This window comes from Niallia nealsonii, from assembly GCF_002835805.1.
Classification (GTDB): domain Bacteria; phylum Bacillota; class Bacilli; order Bacillales; family Cytobacillaceae; genus Niallia; species Niallia nealsonii.
The window spans coordinates 1-23,003 of record NZ_PISE01000049.1 but is presented as its reverse complement, the minus strand read 5'-3'; the positions used below and the strand labels follow the sequence as shown (position 1 = coordinate 23,003).

The 23,003-nt window shown below is 34.9% G+C and carries 21 protein-coding genes; 19 read left to right on the top strand and 2 right to left on the bottom strand.

The genetic code is table 11. The features are described 5' to 3' along the window. Positions 1-28 precede the first annotated feature (28 nt). Positions 29-556, bottom strand: a complete 528-nt coding sequence (locus CWS01_RS19525) for a DUF2529 family protein (protein ID WP_101178888.1) — start codon at positions 554-556, stop codon at positions 29-31. 191 nt (positions 557-747) lie between these two features. Here CWS01_RS19525 and CWS01_RS19520 point away from each other — a divergent pair, with 191 nt between their 5' ends. The 6 genes from CWS01_RS19520 (at position 748) to CWS01_RS19495 (ending at position 7,920) form a co-directional block, all read left to right on the top strand. Beyond that, positions 748-1,110: a response regulator gene (locus CWS01_RS19520; RefSeq protein WP_101178887.1), complete on the top strand. Its 363-nt coding sequence runs from the start codon at positions 748-750 to the stop codon at positions 1,108-1,110. 269 nt (positions 1,111-1,379) lie between these two features. Then, entirely contained in the window at positions 1,380-2,237 is an 858-nt protein-coding gene (locus CWS01_RS19515) for a class II fructose-bisphosphate aldolase (protein ID WP_101178886.1), read from the top strand. Positions 2,238-3,081: 844 nt separating this feature from the next. After that, positions 3,082-4,368 carry a UDP-N-acetylglucosamine 1-carboxyvinyltransferase gene (locus CWS01_RS19510; protein ID WP_101178885.1) on the top strand — a complete coding sequence of 429 codons (1,287 nt, stop codon included), beginning with the start codon at positions 3,082-3,084 and terminating at the stop codon, positions 4,366-4,368. A gap of 710 nt (positions 4,369-5,078) precedes the next feature. After that, on the top strand, positions 5,079-6,353 hold the full coding sequence (rho, locus tag CWS01_RS19505) for a transcription termination factor Rho (RefSeq protein WP_101178884.1): 1,275 nt from the start codon (positions 5,079-5,081) through the stop codon (positions 6,351-6,353). Between the two features lie 397 nt (positions 6,354-6,750). Beyond that, positions 6,751-6,951 (top strand): 50S ribosomal protein L31, encoded by a 201-nt coding sequence (gene rpmE, locus CWS01_RS19500; protein ID WP_101178883.1) that lies wholly within the window; start codon positions 6,751-6,753, stop codon positions 6,949-6,951. 345 nt (positions 6,952-7,296) lie between these two features. Beyond that, positions 7,297-7,920, top strand: coding sequence for a thymidine kinase (locus CWS01_RS19495; protein ID WP_101178882.1), 624 nt, complete (start codon positions 7,297-7,299; stop codon positions 7,918-7,920). Positions 7,921-8,647: 727 nt separating this feature from the next. Here CWS01_RS19495 and CWS01_RS19490 read toward each other — a convergent pair. Then, positions 8,648-8,875 (bottom strand): hypothetical protein, encoded by a 228-nt coding sequence (locus CWS01_RS19490; protein WP_101178881.1) that lies wholly within the window; start codon positions 8,873-8,875, stop codon positions 8,648-8,650. Positions 8,876-9,317: 442 nt separating this feature from the next. Here CWS01_RS19490 and prfA point away from each other — a divergent pair, with 442 nt between their 5' ends. From prfA to upp, 13 genes are all read left to right on the top strand, one after another. Continuing rightward, the gene (gene prfA / locus CWS01_RS19485) at positions 9,318-10,391 is read left to right on the top strand and encodes a peptide chain release factor 1 (RefSeq protein WP_101178880.1); all 1,074 of its coding nucleotides are present in this window, start codon (positions 9,318-9,320) and stop codon (positions 10,389-10,391) included. Beyond that, positions 10,384-11,274 carry a peptide chain release factor N(5)-glutamine methyltransferase gene (gene prmC / locus CWS01_RS19480; protein WP_328588936.1) on the top strand — a complete coding sequence of 297 codons (891 nt, stop codon included), beginning with the start codon at positions 10,384-10,386 and terminating at the stop codon, positions 11,272-11,274. Before prfA ends, prmC begins: the two co-directional genes overlap by 8 nt. 161 nt (positions 11,275-11,435) lie before the next feature. Then, positions 11,436-12,143 carry a stage II sporulation protein R gene (spoIIR, locus tag CWS01_RS19475; RefSeq protein ID WP_101178879.1) on the top strand — a complete coding sequence of 236 codons (708 nt, stop codon included), beginning with the start codon at positions 11,436-11,438 and terminating at the stop codon, positions 12,141-12,143. A gap of 240 nt (positions 12,144-12,383) precedes the next feature. Further along, the gene (locus tag CWS01_RS19470) at positions 12,384-13,298 is read left to right on the top strand and encodes a proline dehydrogenase family protein (RefSeq protein ID WP_101178878.1); all 915 of its coding nucleotides are present in this window, start codon (positions 12,384-12,386) and stop codon (positions 13,296-13,298) included. Between the two features lie 1,000 nt (positions 13,299-14,298). Next, entirely contained in the window at positions 14,299-14,754 is a 456-nt protein-coding gene (locus CWS01_RS19465; RefSeq protein WP_101178877.1) for a GNAT family N-acetyltransferase, read from the top strand. A 170-nt stretch (positions 14,755-14,924) separates the two neighbouring features. Beyond that, positions 14,925-15,965 (top strand): L-threonylcarbamoyladenylate synthase, encoded by a 1,041-nt coding sequence (locus CWS01_RS19460; protein ID WP_101178876.1) that lies wholly within the window; start codon positions 14,925-14,927, stop codon positions 15,963-15,965. Positions 15,966-16,388: 423 nt separating this feature from the next. Then, positions 16,389-16,943, top strand: a complete 555-nt coding sequence (locus tag CWS01_RS19455; protein WP_101178875.1) for a manganese efflux pump MntP — start codon at positions 16,389-16,391, stop codon at positions 16,941-16,943. Positions 16,944-17,231: 288 nt separating this feature from the next. After that, entirely contained in the window at positions 17,232-17,669 is a 438-nt protein-coding gene (locus CWS01_RS19450; protein WP_101178874.1) for a low molecular weight protein arginine phosphatase, read from the top strand. Positions 17,670-17,687: 18 nt separating this feature from the next. Beyond that, on the top strand, positions 17,688-18,983 hold the full coding sequence (locus CWS01_RS19445; RefSeq protein WP_101178873.1) for a methyl-accepting chemotaxis protein: 1,296 nt from the start codon (positions 17,688-17,690) through the stop codon (positions 18,981-18,983). Between the two features lie 194 nt (positions 18,984-19,177). Then, positions 19,178-19,627, top strand: a complete 450-nt coding sequence (gene rpiB / locus CWS01_RS19440; protein ID WP_101178872.1) for a ribose 5-phosphate isomerase B — start codon at positions 19,178-19,180, stop codon at positions 19,625-19,627. A 31-nt stretch (positions 19,628-19,658) separates the two neighbouring features. Continuing rightward, positions 19,659-20,231, top strand: a complete 573-nt coding sequence (locus CWS01_RS19435) for a TIGR01440 family protein (RefSeq protein WP_101178871.1) — start codon at positions 19,659-19,661, stop codon at positions 20,229-20,231. Between the two features lie 490 nt (positions 20,232-20,721). Further along, positions 20,722-21,963 carry a serine hydroxymethyltransferase gene (locus CWS01_RS19430; RefSeq protein WP_101178870.1) on the top strand — a complete coding sequence of 414 codons (1,242 nt, stop codon included), beginning with the start codon at positions 20,722-20,724 and terminating at the stop codon, positions 21,961-21,963. Between the two features lie 220 nt (positions 21,964-22,183). Next, positions 22,184-22,813, top strand: a complete 630-nt coding sequence (gene upp, locus CWS01_RS19425; RefSeq protein ID WP_101178889.1) for a uracil phosphoribosyltransferase — start codon at positions 22,184-22,186, stop codon at positions 22,811-22,813. Positions 22,814-23,003: the final 190 nt, after the last annotated feature.

Sequence of the window (23,003 nt, the reverse complement as noted above, 5' to 3'; positions counted from 1 at the left end):
TACTCATTACGCGTTAGCTTTTTTTGAATCAAAGATCAAGCTCTGATATGATTTCATTTAATATGAATTTAATTCCATGGTAGGTAAAAAGCGCCCCTATTAAGGAAGGGTTTCCGAAACGATTGCCGTCCTCATCTGGAAGCAGTCCTTTTTTTAGTGCAAGATCTATATGAATATCCGCAAATTCATGAATGCCTTCTTCTTGAGACATAATAGTTGAAATAGCGGCAAAAGGAATATGCTGCTCATAAAGTTTTTTGGCGAACCCTAAAAGATTATTGTCTTGCGAAGTTCTAGAAATAAGTAAAAATCGATCATTTGGAGCGATATCAAGGAAGCTATCGTCTTTGTTCCATCGAGTGGATTGAAATAAAGGCTCTGGTCCTTCTATTGCATCATAAATAACTCCTTCCATTTCATTTGTTGCCATTAAATATATCTTTCCATCCCCTACTATTGCTTGAGCTAGCAGGCGAGCGATGTCTTCCATTTCTTCCTCTTTATCCTGAATTCTTTTAAATAACCCGCTTAACTGGGTTGAAAACATTTTAAGCAAGGTGAATCCCTCCACTATTCTTTTCTTATTTAACTATCTCTTATTTGGGTGATTCCTATTATGTATTATAAGGAAGTGAGCGGCAAAGGTAAAATTTATAGGAAATAGCAGGAAAACCGAATCGAGAAGTAGAAAGATAGTAAGGATATAAACATGTGTATCGTTTAAGATAAGGAAGGGTAGGTTTAAATATGAAAGGGAAAGTACTAATAGTAGATGATCAGTTTGGCATTAGGATTCTTTTAAATGAAGTATTTCAAAAAGAAGGTTATCAAACATTTCAAGCCGCAAATGGTGTTCAAGCTTTAGAAATTTTAACAAAAAACGAACCGGATATCGTTTTATTAGATATGAAAATTCCTGGGATGGATGGAATTGAAATTTTAAAGAGAATGAAAAAAATTAATCAGGATATCCGTGTTATCATCATGACTGCTTATGGGGAGCTGGATATGATACAAGAAGCAAAAGATTTAGGAGCGCTCACGCATTTTGCAAAACCATTTGATATAGATGATTTAAGAGATGCAGTAAAAAAATATATTGCAGAGTAAATAAGTGGCAGGCGATATATAGAGATATCGCTTACATGTTTTTTAGGTTTTAAAAATGGTGAATAATACATAATTAATTATGACAATTTAGAAAAAGTGGACGGAATCATAGCATTTCTTCACTTATTTTGGTATGATTACAATGAATTTAAAAGGAAATGATTCGTTTTGTTTTACGTAGGGTAATATATACATATTCTAATTCTCTTTGGGAAATTTAATAAAGCTTACCTTGTAAAAAGGACGAACATCATTAAGGAGGAAGAAAAATGCCTTTAGTTTCAATGACAGAAATGTTAAACAAAGCAAAAGCAGAAGGATACGCAGTTGGACAATTTAACTTAAATAACCTTGAGTTTACTCAAGCTATTCTTCAAGCTGCAGAAGAAGAAAAATCTCCGGTAATCTTAGGAGTTTCTGAAGGTGCAGCCCGTTATATGGGTGGATTCAAAACAGTAGTAAAAATGGTAGAAGGATTACTAGAAGACTATAAAATCACTGTACCAGTTGCTATTCATTTAGACCACGGTTCAAGCTTTGAAAAATGTAAAGAAGCTATTGATGCAGGCTTCACTTCTGTAATGATTGATGCTTCACATCATCCATTTGAAGAAAACGTAGCAACTACTGCAAAAGTAGTAGATTACGCTCATTCAAAAGGTGTTTCAGTTGAAGCTGAATTAGGAACTGTTGGTGGACAAGAAGATGATGTTGTTGCTGAAGGCGTTATTTACGCAGATGCAAAAGAGTGTGAAGAATTAGTTAAACGTACTGGCATCGATTGCCTAGCTCCTGCTTTAGGTTCTGTACATGGTCCTTACAAAGGTGAACCAAACTTAGGATTCAAAGAAATGGAAGAAATAGGGAACGCGACTGGTATGCCATTAGTATTACATGGTGGAACTGGAATTCCTACAAAAGATATTACAAAATCTATTTCTTTAGGAACAGCTAAAATCAATGTAAATACAGAAAACCAAATTGCTTCTGCTAAAGCAGTACGCGAAACTTTAGCTGCACTGCCTGAAGAGTATGATCCACGTAAATACTTAGGACCTGCTCGTGAAGCGATTAAAGCTACTGTAATTGGCAAAATTAAAGAGTTTGGTTCTTCAAACAAAGCTTAATTTTTAATCTAAATACATTTATTATTAGAAACCGCCTTTTTAGGCGGTTTCCGTATATCATAATATATAAAAATAAAGTTTATCCCTATCTGATGGGTGATAAGGCCTAACTGATTGAATTTTCACCTTAGTATACAGTTTATAGAAAAATTATACTTAAACAAGCTAATGGGAAAATCTATTCCTTTGGCTAATAGTTGGAATTAGGAAAATATACTGGGTTAATGAACTTATTTCTAAATCATGCTATTGGAAAAGAAACTAAATCTCGAAAAGAGAGTATCTCTCCATAAAGGAAAGGAAATAATATAATTATATATATAACTAACCTAGGAAAATTGACTATCTCTTCTTTCCATTTTGTTATGTATAATGTAAAAAGATAGTGAATATTATTTTACTTTCTTTATTACATTTCCTCGAAGATGGGAAAACCCATACACTTGCATTACTTATCTTCAATATTTATCATGAAATATATTCTTTTATGCTTTTTCAAAGATTAGAAAAGTAAACCTTTATCATGTTAGGCAATAATCAGCGGGATTGTTTTAGATCTAGTCATTCTGTTAAAGGTGAAAGAATCCCCCTTTAACGTTTGTCGCCAATTAAGTTACTATTTGCCCTTTTCCTATCAAGATTACTTTTTGGTATAATAATTGAATTAGTATAAAACAAAGATTTTACGTCCAAGCCTTGATTCAATTCTTATCTAATATGTATTTTTTTCTGGAATGCTTTTTTTAATCTTCTTCTAATTAGCATGATTATTAAGGAGATATAAAGTGCTTACAGTCTGAAATACAAAATTGTACTTTTTGCATGGCTTAGAAGGGAGTTAGAAATGGAAAAACTTATGATTGCAGGTGGATCTCCATTAAAAGGTACTGTACGAATAAGCGGAGCAAAAAATAGTGCTGTTGCTCTTATTCCAGCAACTATTTTAGCTGATTCTCCAGTTACTATTGAGGGATTGCCTGACATTTCTGATGTACAGATTTTAAAGGAAATTTTAGAAGAAATAGGCGGTAGTGTGTCTTTTTCCGAATCTGATATGACCGTCGATCCTTCTTCCATGATTTCTATGCCTATGCCGAATGGAAAGGTAAAAAAACTACGGGCTTCTTATTATTTAATGGGGGCAATGTTAGGTCGTTTTAAGAAAGCAGTTATAGGATTGCCTGGGGGATGTCATCTCGGACCACGCCCAATAGATCAGCATATCAAAGGATTTGAAGCACTTGGTGCGCAGGTGACAAATGAGCAAGGAGCTATCTATCTTCGTGCAGATGAACTTAGAGGAGCTCAAATTTATTTAGATGTTGTGAGTGTAGGAGCAACTATAAATATAATGCTTGCAGCAGTAAGAGCAAAAGGAAAAACAATTATTGAAAATGCTGCAAAAGAGCCTGAAATTATTGATGTTGCCACATTATTAAACAATATGGGCGCAAAAATTAAAGGTGCCGGCACAGATATCATACGCATAGAAGGGGTAGATAAACTGCATGGCTGCCGTCATACGATTATCCCTGATCGAATTGAAGCTGGTACATATATTATAATTGGTGCAGCAGTGGGAGAAGGTATCTTAATAGATAATGTCATTCCTCAACATTTGGAATCGCTTATTGCAAAATTAAGAGAAATGAATGTTCATATTGAGTCAAGTGATGATCAAATATTTGTAAGTTCTAATTCGGATTTAAAGGCTGTAGATATAAAGACATTAGTCTATCCAGGATTTCCAACAGACTTGCAGCAACCTTTCACTTCTCTTTTAACAAAAACGACTGGTACAAGCATGGTTACGGATACTATTTATGGGGCTCGGTTTAAACATATCGATGAGTTGCGCAGGATGAATGCAACCATCAAAGTGGAAGGGCGCTCTGCCATTATAAATGGACCCGTACACTTGCAAGGTGCAAAAGTCAAAGCAAGCGATTTACGTGCAGGTGCTGCTTTAGTAATTGCTGGTCTTATGGCAGATGGAGTTACGGAAGTTACTGGACTGGAGCATATAGACAGAGGCTATAGTCGTTTAGTAGAAAAGCTTAATGGATTAGGTGCAACCATTTGGAGAGAGAATATGTCTCAGGAAGAGCAGGAACAGTTAAAAAACGTATAAAAAAGTCATTTAGGGAAATGAATAACTATTTGAAGTGAGATTTAGCAGTATTTATGCGCAGCGCATCAACAGGTTATATTGGCTAAATCCTATTGGTAAAATAGATAATTTCTCTATTGTTTTGTCTATAATGAAGCGTTTTTATTATGTTTTATTTAACTTTGGTTTAAAAATCTACTTTGTGGATAAACTGGTTTTGATTGAATCATGTAAGATTATAGATAACCATGGCCTGGTAATAAAAAGACAAATAAATCATCGAAAAAATAGGGGGCGAATTATTGCAATACGTCTCCTATCCTTCCTTCATGCTTCCTTAATATATAATCATAAAGCTCTTAAAACTGGTTATTATCTCACAGGAGGAAACCAAGACTGTTAAAAAAATCTTGTTGCACTTTTTTTACAGATAGATGTAAAATAGAGATTGCTTTTGATAGTTTTTTGCTATTAACGACTTTGAAGATAGAGGAATTTCTTATATGCATGATACTTTCTATGAAAAAGTTAGAAAACTATCATTAGGAAGTAAGCGGATTTATGAAGATTTTTTATGCAAATAACTACTTCAATCTATTTATTCTCGCATCAGTACGTTTCTCTTCACTTTAGAAATAATAGCCTCAAAATGCTTAAACATTCCTTCCCGACTATAATTTTTGTTCATGCACTGGTAGGAATAACTGAAAATATAAAAGAGTGGTGTCAAAATGGGATTAAACATATCTAGTTTAGAAAATATGAAATTAAAAGAGCTATATGAGCTAGCACGAGAGTATAAAGTGTCCTACTATAGCAAATTAACAAAAAAAGAATTAATTTTCTCCATATTAAAAGCAAGGGCAGAACAAGAAGGCTATTTTTTTATGGAAGGTGTTCTTGAAATAATACAGTCGGAAGGTTTTGGATTCTTACGACCAATTAATTATTCTCCAAGTTCACAAGATATTTATATATCTGCATCTCAAATTAGAAAATTTGATTTAAGAAATGGAGATAAGGTTTCGGGGAAAGTCCGACCACCAAAAGAAAATGAACGGTACTTTGGATTGCTTCAAGTAGAAGCTGTAAATGGTGATGATCCTGAGGCTGCAAAGGAAAGAGTGCATTTCCCAGGATTAACTCCACTTTATCCAAACCGCCAAATGATTTTAGAAACAACTCAAAAAAATGTTTCTACTAGGATTATGGATGTATTAGCACCTGTTGGTTTTGGGCAGCGTGGTCTAATTGTAGCACCGCCAAAAGCTGGTAAAACAATGCTGATTAAAGAAATCGCAAACAGTATTACAACCAATCACCCTGATGCAGAATTAATTGTTCTTTTAATTGATGAGCGTCCGGAGGAAGTAACGGATATTGAAAGATCGGTTACAGGAGATGTGGTAAGTTCTACATTTGATGAAGTTCCAGAGAATCATATTAAAGTGGCCGAATTAGTATTAGAAAGAGCGATGCGTTTAGTAGAACATAAAAGAGATGTTATTATATTAATGGATAGTATTACGAGATTAGCGCGTGCTTATAATCTAGTGATTCCTCCTAGCGGCAGAACATTATCTGGAGGAATTGATCCAGCTGCGTTCCATCGTCCTAAACGTTTTTTTGGTGCAGCACGTAATATCGAAGAGGGCGGATCTTTAACTATTTTAGCTACAGCTTTAGTGGATACAGGCTCTCGTATGGATGATGTCATATATGAAGAGTTTAAAGGAACTGGAAATATGGAATTGCATTTAGATCGTTCTCTTGCAGAAAGAAGAATTTTCCCTGCAATCGATATTCGCCGCTCTGGAACAAGAAAAGAAGAGCTTTTGATTCCGAAAGAACATCTAGATAAATTATGGGCTATCCGCAAATCTATGTCAGACTCTCCAGACTTCGCAGAGCGTTTCTTGCGTAAACTTAGACAAACAAAATCAAATGAAGAATTTTTTGCTGTTTTGGCAGATCAAATGAAAGCAGGTTCTTCGAGAAAATCGTAATAACAGAATAGAAATAGGTTTGTTTGCAGTTTTCTCTATTTGATGAAGAAAAGGTAAAGTGAAACTTCAGCCAATGAGGGATTCTCCTGTTTTTTCCTAATCTTTTAAGTGGAATTTTACTGCCCGTTAGACAGGATAAATAAAAAATGGTAAATTTTTATTTGCTTACATTTTCTAATATCATGATAAGATAAGAATATAGATAAAGTTATGAAATTCCTTTTATTGGGTGTCGTGTAAAAAAAAAATGAAGCCTGGTAGATAGAATCGATTAACAAGTTGCAAAAAAGATTTGTCCTTGCTATAATAGTCACAGTATGTGGTTTTAAATAACAATGAAAATTCATTGTTTATAACTCTGTTTCGAAAGTTGCAGGGCGGAAGGAGATGAAAAGGAATGAAAGCAGGAATTCATCCTAATTACAACGAAATTACGGTGAAATGTGCTTGTGGAAATGAGTTCACAACTGGTTCTGTTAAAAAAGAAATCAAAGTTGAAACTTGTTCTGAGTGCCACCCGTTCTATACTGGTCGTCAAAAATTCGCTGAAGCTGGCGGACGTGTTGATCGTTTCAACAAAAAGTACGGTATTAAGTAATACGAAATCAAAAAGAACAGGCAAGAAGTTTAATTCCTTGCCTGTTCTTTCTTTTGTGAGAAAAAATGATGGAGTATTATTCGGAAGTCATGAATTGAATGTATATGAATGATAAAATGAACTTTTTATGAGGAATAAGACGTCTAAGTTAATGAAGAGAAGTTTGGAAAAATTAGGTTGCTTAAGAATAGAAGGTAAAATACCCCTTCTATTCTTAAGCAACTTATGCTTTTTAGAGTAGAGGGAATAATACTAATAATGAAATTGAAACCATTTCTTTTTGTTAAATGGTTTTTCAATGTTGAATAAATAAAAGCAATGTTTTTTTGAGGAAGGAGAGGTTTCATGTACGTAATGAAACAGAACGGCTGGTTAGAGGTCATTTGTGGGAGTATGTTTTCAGGTAAATCAGAAGAGCTTATCCGTCGGGTAAGAAGAGCTGAGTTCGCTAAACAAAATATCGTAGTTTTTAAACCGAAGATAGATAATCGTTATAGTGAAGAAGCAGTTGTTTCCCATAATGGTACGGCAACGAATGCTATTCCTATCCGAAATTCTGCAGAAATCTTCGAGCATATCACTTCAGAGATTGAATTGGTTGCGATTGATGAAGTACAGTTTTTTGATGAACAAATAGTAGAAGTTGTGCAGCACTTAGCTAATAGTGGATATCGAGTTGTCTGTGCCGGGCTGGATCAGGATTTCCGGGGAGAGCCATTTGGGAAAATGCCTGAACTTATGGCGGTTGCAGAGCTTGTTACTAAGCTGCAGGCAGTTTGCGCTGTATGTGGTTCGCCTGCTAGTCGTACGCAACGCTTAATTAACGGCTCACCGGCATCTTATAATGATCCAATTATTTTGGTAGGAGCATCAGAATCATATGAACCTCGCTGCCGTCATCATCATGAAGTACCTGCATCGCCTCAAAGTGCAAATAAACAAGATAGTGGCACTTCTTCCTCTTTGTGAATGTATCTGCTGCTATTAAAATAAAAGTGAAAAGCTAAAAAGTCTCCTGTATGAGAGGAGGCTTTTTTAGTATTAAAAATTCAAAATGGTTCAAGTTAGTCTATTGATATTATTTACTCCTGAATGAGTTTTATTTTTCCTTTTGAAAAAGCTTGTCTTAAACTGGAGTAGGTAGTTACTTTACTTAAATTAATGCCAGAAACGGCAGCTAACTTGGCCATTTCAGGACTCATGCCAGAAATGGTAGTATCAATTCCTATTAGTGCAAGCACATGAATTAATTTGATTAATTCGTCTAGAATTTTGGGATCAAAAGTAGAAAGGTCAGATATATATATGGTTTATTCCCTCTTTAAGACAGCGCTCCGGTACTTCCTCTATAATAGATTTCGAGCGGAAAGAGTCAATATCGCTAACTAGTGGCAAAAAAACTCCCATATTTGCGATTAAAGGAATAATTGGATTGCTGAGAGCACGAATAATTTTCTGCTGTGCATTTAATTATTTTATTGTAAATTCATGATATAAACTAGCAAACTTATTATTTAAAGTATCAAATGCCTGTTGAAAAATTGTAATCTAATTTAAAATAACCTCTGTAGGAATATGGCCATGCTCTTTAATAGATAGTTCAATACTTTCCCAAATTATCCGAAATGCTTAATGCTTGTAAAACTTCGTGAGTGGGCGTTCCTAAATCAACTCTACTTTGTGCTACTTCAATTGCCTATTTTGATAGATTGCTAGTAAAGATTTGCTGATCTTCTAAGAATGAACTCATTACTGTCTGGATAGTAAATGCATGCTGTTTTTTCAATAGTTCTTTAACATGTGGGGAAACTTTACTAGAATAAATAGATCCATTTTCTCCATCTTTTAAGGAAAACCATCTCTCGCTGATAGAGGAAGAGTGCTCGATTATATAATTATATAAAGAAATATTTATTAAAGGCATTTCTCTAACTTCTCTTATGTATTAACATTATTTGATTCCTATATCTAAACTATACTTTCATTATATAAGAAATAGGAAAAATTCAGTTCCTAAATCAGTCTCTTTCGAATAAATAATTATTTGTGTACTCCTATTTAATAGGCTGTAAAACTTCCGCTTTGAGATTAAGAGGGGTGGGGGGCGAGTCTAGGTGGGGCCAAATAACTGATCGCAAAAGCCTGATAGAAAAAAGCATAGACGATAATATCCTTTGGACAATTCGGTGTAATCTATATATTTATTCTATAGGCCACAAGCTACAATCAGTAGAGAACGGGGAAAACTCCTGTTGATTGTAGTTTCACTTTATAAATGGCTAGCTTTTAGTATTAATTTGGTTTTGACGGGGATTATAGCCTATAATATAATTAATACGTTATGGAAAAAAATGAGGTGAATATTCGTGTTTGATCGTCTACAAGCTGTAGAGGATCGTTATGATAAGCTTAATGAGTTATTGAGCGATCCTGAAATTGTTAATGATACAAAGAAATTGCGTGATTATTCGAAAGAACAATCCGATATTCAAGAAACGGTTGAAGCATACCGGGAATATAAAGAAGTAAAAGCACAGTATAAAGAAGCAAGAGCAATGCTGGAAGAAAAATTAGATGCTGAAATGCGTGAGATGGTAAAAGAGGAATTGGATGAAACGGGTGCCCGGATTGAAGAGCTAGAAGCTCGCCTAAAAGTCTTGCTGATTCCGAAAGACCCTAATGATGATAAAAACGTAATTATGGAAGTCCGTGGTGCTGCAGGTGGAGATGAAGCAGCATTGTTTGCTGGTGATTTATTCCGTATGTACAGCCGCTATGCAGAATCGCAAGGCTGGAAAATAGAAATTATGGATGCAAGCACAACTGGCGTCGGCGGTTATAAAGAAATTATCTTTATGATTAGTGGTAAAGGTGCTTATTCAAAAATGAAATTTGAAAATGGCGCACATAGGGTACAACGTGTTCCTGAAACAGAATCAGGTGGACGCATTCATACTTCTACCGCAACGGTAGCATGTTTGCCAGAAACGGAAGAAGTAGAAGTAGACATTCATGAAAAAGATATTCGGGTAGACACATTTGCTTCTAGTGGACCTGGAGGACAAAGTGTAAATACGACGATGTCAGCTGTGCGTTTAACGCATTTACCTACTGGAATAGTTGCTTCTTGCCAAGATGAGAAGTCCCAGATCAAAAATAAGGAAAAGGCAATGAAAGTATTGCGTGCTCGTATTTATGACAAATTCCAGCAAGAAGTACAAGCGGAATATGATCAGCAACGTAAATCTGCTGTTGGAACAGGAGACCGCTCTGAACGAATTAGAACATATAATTTCCCGCAAAATCGTGTAACAGATCATCGTATTGGTCTGACTATTCAAAAGCTTGACCAAATTCTTCAAGGAAAAATGGAAGATGTTATTGATGCATTAATTTTTGAAGAACAATCAAGTCGTTTAGAGAGTGCGTCTGATGTATAATCGCAATTCGATAAAAATATTTGAAGCCCTTAAATGGGCTTCTTCTTATTTACAAGAGCATAAGCGGGAAGAATTTGCAGCAGAATTATTATTAAGACATGTATTAAATATAAGCAGATCAGAACTTATTATTCAATTTAGAGAAGAACTGGACCAGGACTCGTTTTGCATATTTGAGAAATATGTAAAACTTCATGCAGAAGGGACACCCGTTCAATATATTATGGGTTATGAAGAGTTTTATGGGAGAAAATTTAAAGTGAACAGTGAAGTGCTTATCCCTAGACCGGAAACAGAAGAGTTAGTGGAAGGAGCTATGACAAGAATAAAAAAACTTTTCCTGAAAGAGCGCAAACTGACATTTGCTGATATTGGTACTGGAAGTGGAGCTATTGCAGTTACTCTTGCGTTAGAAGTTCCTTTTCTGGAAGTGACAGCAACAGATATTTCTTTGCCTTCTTTGCAAGTGGCAAAAGAAAATGCAGCGCAATTAGGAGCGAATAGTATTCGATTTATTCAAGGTGACTTATTATCTCCCTTTTTGGAAACACAAGAGAGATTTGATGTTATTCTCTCTAATCCTCCATACATTCCAGAAAGTGATGAGGAAGGAATGTCTGATATTGTCACAAAACATGAACCGCATAGAGCATTGTTTGCTGGAAATGATGGTTTGGTGATATATAAAAGATTATGTGATCAACTTCCATTTGTGTTAAAAGAGCAGAGTCTTGTTGGTTTCGAAGTGGGGGCTGGGCAAAGTGGAGCAGTATCTTCCATTCTGAAAAACACATTTCCAAATGCAAAAGTAGAAGTGGTGTATGATATTAATGGCAAAGATCGAATGGTGTTTGCGGAAATCGGATTTTGCCAGAACGGATAAAGGTTTAAAGCATTTAGGGGTATCCTATGAGGGGATGGCCCTTTTTATGCTGGAGCATATCTAGCAAAATATTTTTTGTAAAACTAGCAAAAAATTTATTTTGCTAGTTTAAGATTGTTGTAAGCTGTCCACACTGTGTTAGTGAAGGGGCGGTGCTAAATATGAAAAAGAAACCAATGGCAACTATCTATTTATTCGTACTTATTATATCTACTATTTTAAGTTTATATATACCAAAAAATGAAGTAACAGCAAATGATGAAATTGTGATTCCTAGTGATGCAATCCGCTTAAGAATTTTGGCAAATAGTGATTCAGAAGAAGATCAAGCATTAAAAAGAAAAGTGCGTGATGCTGTCAATAAAGAAATCACCAAATGGGTAGCTGAATTAACTTCGAAAGAGGAAGCAAAGCAAGTATTACAATCAAAATTGCCGGAGATTCAAAAAATTGCGGAAAAAGTAGTAGCAGAAGAAAATCATCAGCAAACGGTGAAAGTGAAGTTTGGAAAGGTGGATTTTCCAACGAAACTATATGGGGAATTCCTTTATCCAGCAGGGACATATGAAGCAATCTTAATTACATTAGGAAAAGGAGAAGGGGCGAATTGGTGGTGTGTATTATTTCCTCCATTATGCTTCCTAGATTTCTCTAATGGAGTAGCAGTAAGTAAAGGGGTAGAAGAAAAAGGGGAGAACAAAGCAGATAAACAAGGAAATATTGCCAAAGCAGCAGATAAAGAGGAGCAGGGAAAAGAAAAGACAAAAAAAGAAACAAAAGAAGATCCTTTATATGTAGAAGAAACAAAGGATGAGGATGTTAAAGTGAAATTCTTTTTAGTAGAGTTATGGGATAAAATATTTGGTTAATAGATAGAAACTGCCTGAGCTAAGCTAGGGCAGTTTTTTATATGCAAAATGAAATATTGGACTGATTGTGGCATTAGAGCATGTTTTAAAAAAAAGAATTATATAATGTAATATAAAGTGAAACTTCAATCAGTGGGGGCTTTACTGCCCGTTCATGCGTGATAAAAGTAAAGGCGTTCACAATTTTAATTTGCATAACTTTGTTTAAACTTATACAGGAAGAGAAATGGAGGAGATTAAATGGAAGCTGTTCTGCGAAGTATGTTTCAATCCATTGCAAAAAATGCAGCTGCAAATAAGCTGGCCAAAAAATATGGTTTGCGCTTCGGTGCCCAGAGATTTGTTGCGGGAGAAACGGTTGCTAGTGCAATAGAATGTGTAAAGATGCTGAATGCAAAGAAAATAGCAGCAACACTTGATCATCTTGGAGAATTTGTTTTTACAGAAGAAGAAGCAAAACACTCTGCTGGTATGTGTTTATTAACATTAGATTATATCTATACAACGAAAGTTGAATCCCATTTATCTGTTAAATTAACTTCCTTAGGGTTAGATATAAACAAAGAGTTATGCATGAATAATATGAGAGCTATTTTGGAGCGGGCGCAGCAGTATGACAACTTTGTTCGTATTGATATGGAAGATTTTTTCCATTGTGAAGCGGCGATTGAGATTTACGAAGAACTGTGCAAGAAATACGATAATGTTGGTTTAGTTATTCAAGCATATTTATATCGAACAGTAGAGGATATGGAACGATTGCATCAAATAAAAGCAAATTTACGATTGGTAAAAGGTGCATATAAAGAGTCTCCTAATGTAGCTTTTCCAGAAAAAATGGATGTTGATGAAAATTTCAAAAAAATCATCCAAATGCAGCTATTAAATCGTTATTATGCAGCCATTGCAACACATGATGAGAACATAATTAATTTTACGAAAAAACTGGTTTCTGACCATCAGATCCAAAAAAATATGTTTGAATTTCAAATGTTATATGGAATACGTGTAGATTTGCAAAATAAGCTAGTGGAAGAAGGCTATAAAGTTAGAGTGTATGTTCCCTACGGTGTCGATTGGTTTGGTTATTTTATGAGAAGATTGGCCGAAAGACCAGCGAATAGCTGGTTTGTATTAAAGAACTTATTTAAATAGCGGCATAATGCATCAAAAAAGATAAAAGAGAAGAAAAATGATCCCTATTTAACGATTTTGATCACCATCTAAAGGATTAGAAAGGAAAAAGAGGAATCTAGGTGGGTAGAAATTTGCAGAGTAAAAGCCTGATAGAAGAGAACATAGACTATAATACCCATCAACATCTGTGTAACCTATGTCTTATCTTGCCGTAAGGAGCAAACATTGGGAGCATGAAATCCCCAATGTTTGCAGGTTTACTTTAGTTCCTATGGTGTAAAGGGTGGGTCTGTTTAGATTAATAAACTCTTAATCAATCCAGAAAGTATAGCGAAAAATAATGCTATTATGGTAAATTATTAATAAGTATATACAAAATTCTTTTATGTTCAACTATTCACAAATGAACATAAAAGAATTTTTGCACTTTTACAGCTAAGCAGTTTGGCAAAAAAATAAATTGAATTAGTAGAAAAAAGAGATACAGTGTTATTAGTAAATAAATGGACGGAAGAGTATAATGCTAAATAGAATAAAATGATGGCTGCTGTAGTCTAGAATCCCTTTAAAAACAGTTGATTTTGATAAACTTAGATAGCATTTGATGCACCTAACAAAAAACGATAATATGCAGTTAGGTGAAAATTCTCTCTATGAAATACTAGAAGGGAAAATAGGTATATCATTCGTTAAAAGGAAACAGTAAAGACATATTTTTAAAATATATAGAAGAAAAATACAGCAGCCAATCCTTTAAGTTTTAAAGAGGAAGGCTTTATCAGGCATTAGCAGGCTTTTGATCCCCACCTAAAGGCTTATAAGCGAAAACGGATAAATTTAGGTGGGCCCGTAAAAGTCTGATTGAAGTTTCACTTTATAATAAAATAAAAGAGCATGATCTCTAAATACAATAAAATATAGTAAAATAAACTAGCATTTTTTCTTTTTTTTCTCATAGAAATAGAATAACGGAAGTTCAGAAACAGAAAGGCTATTTCTTAAAGATGGGGTGGAGAAAATGCAAAAATCAGTTCGACAGGCGATGCAAGAGGATTTAGAAAAAATTCAGTTGTTTTTAGCGAAAACTGCAGTAGATACAGAAGATATTGAAAAGTGGTTAAACTATTATTTATTAGTGGAAGATAAAAATGGTGATTTGATTGGTACAATTGGCATTGAGCCGTTTGAAAAGGTTGGCTTATTGCGTTCCCTTGTTATTGCAAATGCAACAGCGGAAGACATATTATATTTGCTTCAACAAACAATACAATTGGCAAAGGAGCGCCAACTTGAATCCTTATACTGTATGATCAATAATAAAAGTGCGATTCATTTATTCTCATTGTTAGGGTTTCGGACAATAAGAAAAGAAAAAATGCCGGACGAAATAAAAACATCAAAATCAGTTGCAAATATATCCACTGTTAATAACCTACAATATATGTATTATCATATAGAGAATGTGAATAAATAGAATAAGTTATCCACAAAAATGGATAACTTATTCACAAAATGTGTATAACATAACTATTTATCCACTGCTTTTTTTTGAATAGGTATAAATAATATTGTGTTTTTTGTCGAAAATGTAGGAAATATGGCTTTTTAATAAGAGAAAAATAGTTTTTGAAAAGGTGGATAATAATGGAGACAATTTATTGGGAAGTGGATAAAAATGTGGATAGCATAGAAAGTTATCCACAGATTAAAAAGGCTGCTGATCTTCTGAAACAAAATGAAGTAGTAGCATTTCCGACTGAAACAGTTTATGGACTAGGAGGAAACGCGAAAGATGATCAAGCAATAAAGAAAATTTTTGCAGCAAAAGGACGTCCATCCGACAATCCTTTAATTATACATATTGCCAAACAAGAGCAAATAAAAGAATTTGTGGAAGAGATACCTGCTGTGGCTAAACAGTTAATGGAAGCTTTTTGGCCAGGAGCTTTAACGATTATACTTCGAATAAAAAGGGGAGTGTTATCTCCATATGCAACAGCTGGTTTACCAACAGTGGGAGTGCGAATGCCCGATCATCCAGTTGCATTAAAGGTAATAGAAAAATCCAATCTTCCTATTGCAGCTCCAAGCGCCAATCAATCAGGGAAACCAAGTCCTACTAGTGCTGTGCATGTAAAGGAAGATTTAGATGGCAAAATCGCTGGGATTTTGGATGGGGGAAGTACTGGTGTTGGTGTTGAATCGACTGTTATTGATTGTACAGATCAAATGCCGACTATTCTTCGCCCAGGTGGCATAACAATAGAGCAAATTGAAAAAATAATCGGAGAAGTTCACTTAGACGCAGCCTTAACAAATAAAGAAGCAAAACCGAAATCGCCAGGAATGAAATATAGTCACTATGCTCCTGATGTTCCTTTATTTTTAGTAAAAGGAACAAAAGAAAGACTTAAGCTGCTTATTAATGAAGCAAAACAAAAAGGGAAAAAAGTAGGAGTGCTCACAACAAAAGAGCATGAAAATTATTTTGATGCGGATTATATTTTTGCCTGTGGAAAACGAGAAGATTTAGAAACAGTAGCAGCAGCATTATATGAAGGGCTAAGATCCTTTAACTATAAGGATGTAGATATAATTTATAGTGAAATGTTTCCTGAAACGGGAGTAGGACAAGCGGTTATGAATCGGTTAATGAAGGCAGCTGCTCACCAGGTAATAGAGTAAAAAGATTTATCTCTCATTAGCAGGCATTGGCCCCTTACCTTGAGATTAGGAGTGGAAACAAGAAATCTATTTGGGTGAAACTAGCCTTGATAGAAAAGAACGGTTCACGTCCTAGGGCAACATCTGTATGATCTAGATCCTTTATTTTGCCGTAAGGAGCAATCAGTGAGAGCCTGTAAAACTCCAATTCCAATGATTAAAGTTTTACATTTATAATGTGGATAAGTTGGATAGAAAGCTTTTGTCTATTGGATTTATCCATCCTTTTGGGGATATCTTTTTTATTATTCAAAAAGCACAATTAATGTCACTAATAATCCACCTAAAAGAGAAAAAAACATTGATTAAATTTTCCTCTTAAATCATTCTAAATTTTCTTGGCATTGCATATTCTCTAAATAGCAAGTCCAAGGAGGCAAAGATATGTCTATACACTGGGGAGAATTAATCACACTAATTATTATGGCATTTGCTTTAGGGATGGATGCATTTTCTATCGGATTAGGCATGGGAATGTATAAGCTCCGTTTAAGGCAAATATTTAAAATTGGTTTAACAATTGGCATTTTTCATATAATTATGCCGCTTTTAGGCATGATAGCAGGAAGGTTCTTATCGGACAACTTCGGAGCAATAGCAGGAATAATTGGTGGCGGATTGCTTGTTGTTCTTGGCATACAAATGATATGGTCAAGCTTTAAATTAGAAGACGGCTACCGAATTACACCTGTTGGTTTTGGTTTATTGATTTTTGCTTTAAGTGTTAGTTTAGATAGTTTCTCTGTGGGATTAAGTTTAGGTATATACCAAGCTAGAACAGCGGTGGTTTTAGCGTGTTTTGGCATAATGGCAACATGCTTAACATGGTTAGGCCTACTTATAGGAAGAAAAGTTAAAGGCATGTTAGGTTTGTATGGAGAAGTATTGGGTGGAGGAATTCTCTTGATTTTTGGATTGAAATTATTGTTGAACATATAATAAGATGAAAAATCTAGACTGCCTTTAAGGGGAAGTTGTCTAGATTTTTTTATGGTGGGAAATAAAGAAGTGCAAGAAGGAGAAAAAAATTCTTTTTTATCAGGCATTAACGGGCCTTTGACTCCCGCCTAAGGAATTATAAAAGAAACAAGAAATCTAGGTGGGTGAAAATTTGCTAAGCAAAAGCCTGATTGTTTAATACAGAGTTATCGAAATAAAGAGAAGGAGAATAGAATGTTTAGGACATTTGGTCTATAATGAAAGAAAATAATAGAAGGAGGATGGTTTATGATTCGTGTATTGTTTGTCTGTACTGGAAATACTTGCCGCAGCCCAATGGCAGAAGCTATTTTAAAAGCTAAGAAGATAAAACACGTAGAAGTAAAGTCGGCTGGAGTTTTTGCAATAGATGGTGGAGAGGCCTCTTATCAAGCCCAACAAGTTTTGGCGGAAAAGAATATCGGCCATTCTCACAGATCGGCGTTGCTTACGAGTGAGCTGGTTGATTGGGCAACGTATGTATTAACAATGACCGTAGGGCACAAAAATACAATCCTCGCACAATATCCATCTTCTGTTGAGAAAACGTTTACTTTAAAAGAGTTCGCTTCCGAAGATATATCGGGGGACGTTTTGGATCCATTTGGTGGTTCCATTGAACAATATAAAAGGACATTTGAAGAATTAGACTTATTAATACAAAGTATGAGAGATAAATTAGAATAATAATTGATGGAGGTTATTATGGAAGTCGGTCGGGGTTACAAGTTTAGCTTAAGAAAAAAATTAGTATTTTTTATTACCTCTTTAGCACTAATTACCTACTCTACGAGTGCGCTTTTTATTTACGTAGTTTACCCATTGCTAGCGAATAGTATAGAAGTTAGTTCCTATACTTTTACTGTTGCCACATTAATGATGGGAATTTTTTGGTCAGGTGTATTAGCGTTTATAGCTGCTGGAGTAATTATAAAACCATTACAGAAACTGGAAAAAACAGCGTTAAATGCAGCGCATGGAGATATAAGCAAAGATGCGGAAATCTCCAAATCTGATGATGAAATAAAATCATTAGGTATTGCATTCAACCATATGCTTTTTAATCTAAGAGAAATGGTGCAAAATATAGAAGAAAATTTCAATAAAACAAACAGTAAAGTAAACGACTTAACTGAAGAGGCTAATTGTGCAAAAGAGCAAACGTTTGCAATTTCGCTGGCTGTAAAAGAAATTGCGGAAGGGTCAGAAGTTTCTGCTCAATCTGTTCAAGATACAGCAGTTTCGGTAGATGAAGCGATGGAGCTTGCGCAAGCCGTTAAGATAAAAGCAGACTCTTCATTAGAAATTTCTCAAAATATGATACATGATCTAACAGAAACAAATCAAGTGGTCATTTCGTTACTTAGGGGAATGAAAATATTAGTAGAAGAAAACAATAACTCCTTGCAATCTGTTCAAAAATTGGAAGTCAATGCTAATGAAGTGGAAAAAATCATTAAACTTGTAGGGGATATCGCTTCGCAAACAAATTTGCTTGCATTAAATGCCTCTATTGAAGCAGCTAGAGCTGGAGAGCATGGGACTGGTTTTGCAGTTGTGGCAGAAGAGGTAAGACATCTTGCGGATGAAAGCGCCAAAGCGGTAGAAGGTATAACAGAACTTGTTAAAGGTATACAGCTAGAAGTGAAAAACGTGGTAAAGCAAATGAAAATGCAAGTTGCAAATGTGGAGCAGGAATCAAAAAAAGGAGAAGAGGCAAATCAAGCTTTCCACCATATGAATGCAACAATTAAAGAAATGGCTGAACGAGTAGCCAGCATTACAGAACTGGTGCATCAGCAGATGGAACAAATCTATCAAACATCTCAACAATCGCAAGAGGTTGCTGCAGTTGCGGAACAAACTTCTGCTTGTGCACAGCAAGTTTCTAATATAACAGAAAATCAAACTACAATAATCAATAGGGTGGATGAGTTGGCCTCACTGTTAAAAGAGCAAGCGGAGGAACTAAAAACAACTATTTCACGATTTACTATTTAAGAATATATTCATTCTAAAGAGTGGAAGAGAATGTTTGGATTTTGTGAAATAAATCTTTGGAGGAGCAACTTTGCATAGGAGGAAAGTTGTTCTTTCTTTTTATAAGGAAATATTCAAGTGTTTCCACGTTTGAATCTTTCTATTTTGTTATTTTTATGTGAAAATAAGGTTGTTAAAGAGGGAGGATGATAGTCATGAAAGTAGCGATAGCTTCTGATCATGGAGGGATAAATACAAGGGGAGAAATAATTAGTTTACTTGAGCAAATGGGGATAGAATATATTGATTTTGGCTGTGATTGCAAAACTTCAGTAGATTATCCTGATTATGCACTGCCAGTTGCAGAAAAGGTAGCAAATGGAGAATTTGATCGTGGAATTCTTATTTGCGGCACAGGTATAGGGATGAGCATTGCAGCAAATAAAGTAAAAGGGGTGCGTTGTGCTTTAGTACATGATGTATACAGTGCGAAACTAACTCGTGAACATAATGACAGCAATATGATAGCGATGGGAGAGCGAGTAATTGGCCCAGGGCTTGCATGTGAAATTGTCAAAGTATGGCTGCAGGCAGAATTTAGTGGTCAGAGACATGGGGCTCGTCTAGAAAAAATTGCTGAATATGAAAAAAGTCATTTAAGTTAATTAATCTAATCGTTCGAAAGGCAGTGTCTCGATGAATAATGAAAAATTAGCTTTAGAAAAGCAAATGGAAACTATTCTTGATGAATACCAAAAACAGGCGAATTTATCCAAGAATCATCTATTTGTTGTAGGATGTAGTACAAGTGAAGTAGTTGGGAAAAGAATTGGATCAGCTGGTACAGTGGATGTTGCAGAAATTATTTTTTGCCAATTAGCTAGTTTTAAAAAAGAAACAGGTATTTCATTAGCTTTCCAATGCTGTGAACATTTGAACAGAGCCCTTGTTGTAGAACGAAAAACAATGGAAGAGAAGGGGTTAGCAGAAGTTTCTGTTATTCCAGTTCGCCATGCAGGTGGTGCGATGGCGACATATGCATACCATCATATGGAGGATCCGGTAATGGTTGAGTTTATTCAAGCAGATGGCGGCATGGATATTGGCGATACTTTTATTGGCATGCACCTTAAACATGTTGCTGTACCTGTGCGCACCTCTTTGAAGCAATTAGGTGAAGCACATGTAACACTTGCGAAATCTCGACCGAAATTAATAGGCGGCGTGCGCGCAGTTTATGAAAATACCGATGAAAATAAATCTTGTTAAAGCTGAAAGGATATTCATAGTAAAAAGCAGATGAAGACATACTTTTTTATATGTGTTGGAAACAGAGAGTGTAGATGACGCATATGGAAGGGGAAGCATTTCATGCATTTTATTATGACTATCTTTTTTTTAATGAATGTTTTTTCATCTTATGCAAGACGTATTCTAATAGTCTTATTTTTATATAATATTAATTAACTAAATTTTATGAAATGTAAAGTGTGGCAAATGTTATTGTTAAGAGGTTTTAAAGTGATGAAAAATAATGAAAAATTTTTTGAATATAGCAAAATTTGGTGTAAAAATTAAAAAAAAGCAGAAGAATATGGATATATTAATTAATTATATAATCAAAAACGAACATTATTGTTTGTTTATATTTTATAATTCGTATTTTTCTCTTCCTTTTTAAAAACATTACGTGTTAGAATAGAATTGAATTTACGGTAGATAGAGATTTATTATGAACAGTTAATAGGGAGGATTACAAATGAAGCACTTAGCACAACAAGATGAGCGTGTTTTTCAAGCTATTCAACAAGAATTAGGACGTCAACGATCAAAAATTGAATTAATAGCATCTGAAAACTTTGTAAGTGAAGCAGTAATGGAAGCACAAGGATCTGTTTTAACAAATAAATATGCAGAAGGATATCCTGCTAAACGCTATTATGGCGGTTGTGAATATGTAGATATCGTAGAAGATATTGCTAGAGATCGTGCGAAAGAGATTTTTGGAGCGGAACATGTAAATGTTCAGCCGCATTCTGGTGCACAAGCGAATATGGCTGTTTATTTTACTATTCTAGAAACTGGCGATACCGTTTTAGGCATGAACTTATCTCATGGCGGACATTTAACACATGGCAGTCCTGTAAACTTTAGTGGTGTGCAATACAACTTTATTGAATATGGTGTGGATAAAGAGACACAGTATATAAATTATGAAGATGTAAGAGAAAAAGCGCTTCAACATAAACCGAAATTGATTGTTGCTGGTGCTAGTGCGTATCCTCGTGAAATAGATTTTGCTAAATTCCGTGAAATAGCTGATGAAGTGGGAGCATATTTGATGGTAGATATGGCACATATTGCTGGATTAGTTGCTGCTGGTCTTCATCAAAACCCGGTTCCATATGCTGATTTTGTAACAACTACAACACATAAAACATTAAGAGGCCCACGTGGCGGCATGATTTTATGCAGAGAAGAGTTTGCCAAAAAAATCGATAAATCCATTTTCCCTGGAATTCAAGGCGGACCATTAATGCATGTTATTTCTGCTAAAGCTGTAGCATTTGGAGAAACACTGCAGCCAGATTTCAAAGTATATGCAGAAAATATTATTGCAAATGCAAAAAGATTAGCAGAAGGATTGCAAAAAGAAGGATTGAACCTTGTATCTGGAGGAACAGATAACCATTTATTATTAGTGGATCTGCAAAGCTTAGGATTATCAGGTAAGGTAGCAGAGCACGTGCTTGACGAAGTAGGAATTACAGTAAATAAAAATACAATTCCATATGACCCAGCAAGTCCATTTGTTACAAGCGGTATTCGTATTGGAACTGCTGCTGTAACATCTCGTGGTTTTGGAGTAGAAGATATGGATGAAATAGCATCAATTATTGGCTTTACATTAAAAAACCATGAAGATGCAGACAAGTTAGCAGAAGCAGCAAAACGCGTAGAATCATTAACAAGCAAGTTTGTATTATATAAAGAGCTTTAAGTAAATAGAGTTAAGGTCTGTTCTGTTTTGGAACAGGCCTTTTCTTATGTCTTCGGAAGAAAAAACGATTGTTTTTTTGAGATTTTAGGATAGGATAAAAAGTAAAGGGGTCAATAGGTGAAAATATCTGAATTAACTTACAAGTTGCTTCCCTAGTGCTTTTTCTGTAGAATAATTAGAAGTGTATTTAGGATAAAAAGAAGGAAATGGAGTGAATATTGTGGCAAAAGTATATGTGTTTGATCACCCGCTTATTCAACATAAACTTACATATATCAGAGAAACAAAAACAGGTACAAAAGAATTTAGAGAATTAGTTGATGAAGTAGCGACATTAATGGCTTTTGAAATTACAAGAGATTTGCCTTTAGAGGAAATTGAAATTGAAACTCCTGTGTGTACAACGAAATCACAAGTTCTTTCCGGTAAAAAACTTGGAATTATCCCAATCTTGCGTGCTGGTATTGGTATGGTAGATGGAATTCTTAAGCTTATTCCTGCGGCAAAAGTAGGGCATATTGGATTATACCGTGATCCAAAAACATTAAAACCAGTAGAATATTATGTGAAATTGCCTTCTGATGTAGAGGAAAGAGAGTTTATTGTAGTAGATCCAATGCTTGCAACTGGGGGATCTGCAGTTGAGGCGATTAACTCTTTAAAAAACAGAGGCGGAAAAAATATTAAATTTATGTGCTTAATTGCAGCTCCAGAAGGAGTAGAAGCATTAAAAGAGGCGCATCCTGATGTGGATATTTATATTGCTGCATTAGATGAAAAGTTGAATGAAAAAGGTTATATTGTTCCTGGATTAGGCGATGCTGGAGACCGCTTATTTGGCACAAAATAATAAATGATAGAGAAAAACCGAATGATTATATGATTCGGTTTTTTTTTTAGGTAATAATTTTAAGTTGGATAGTGAACAATCTATGCTCCTTAATATTGTAAAATCCGGTTGTGCATATGGAATCTCTTGCTTATAGTACATAATCATGATAGCTCTGTGAGAAACTAAAAAGTGTATATACAAAAAAATT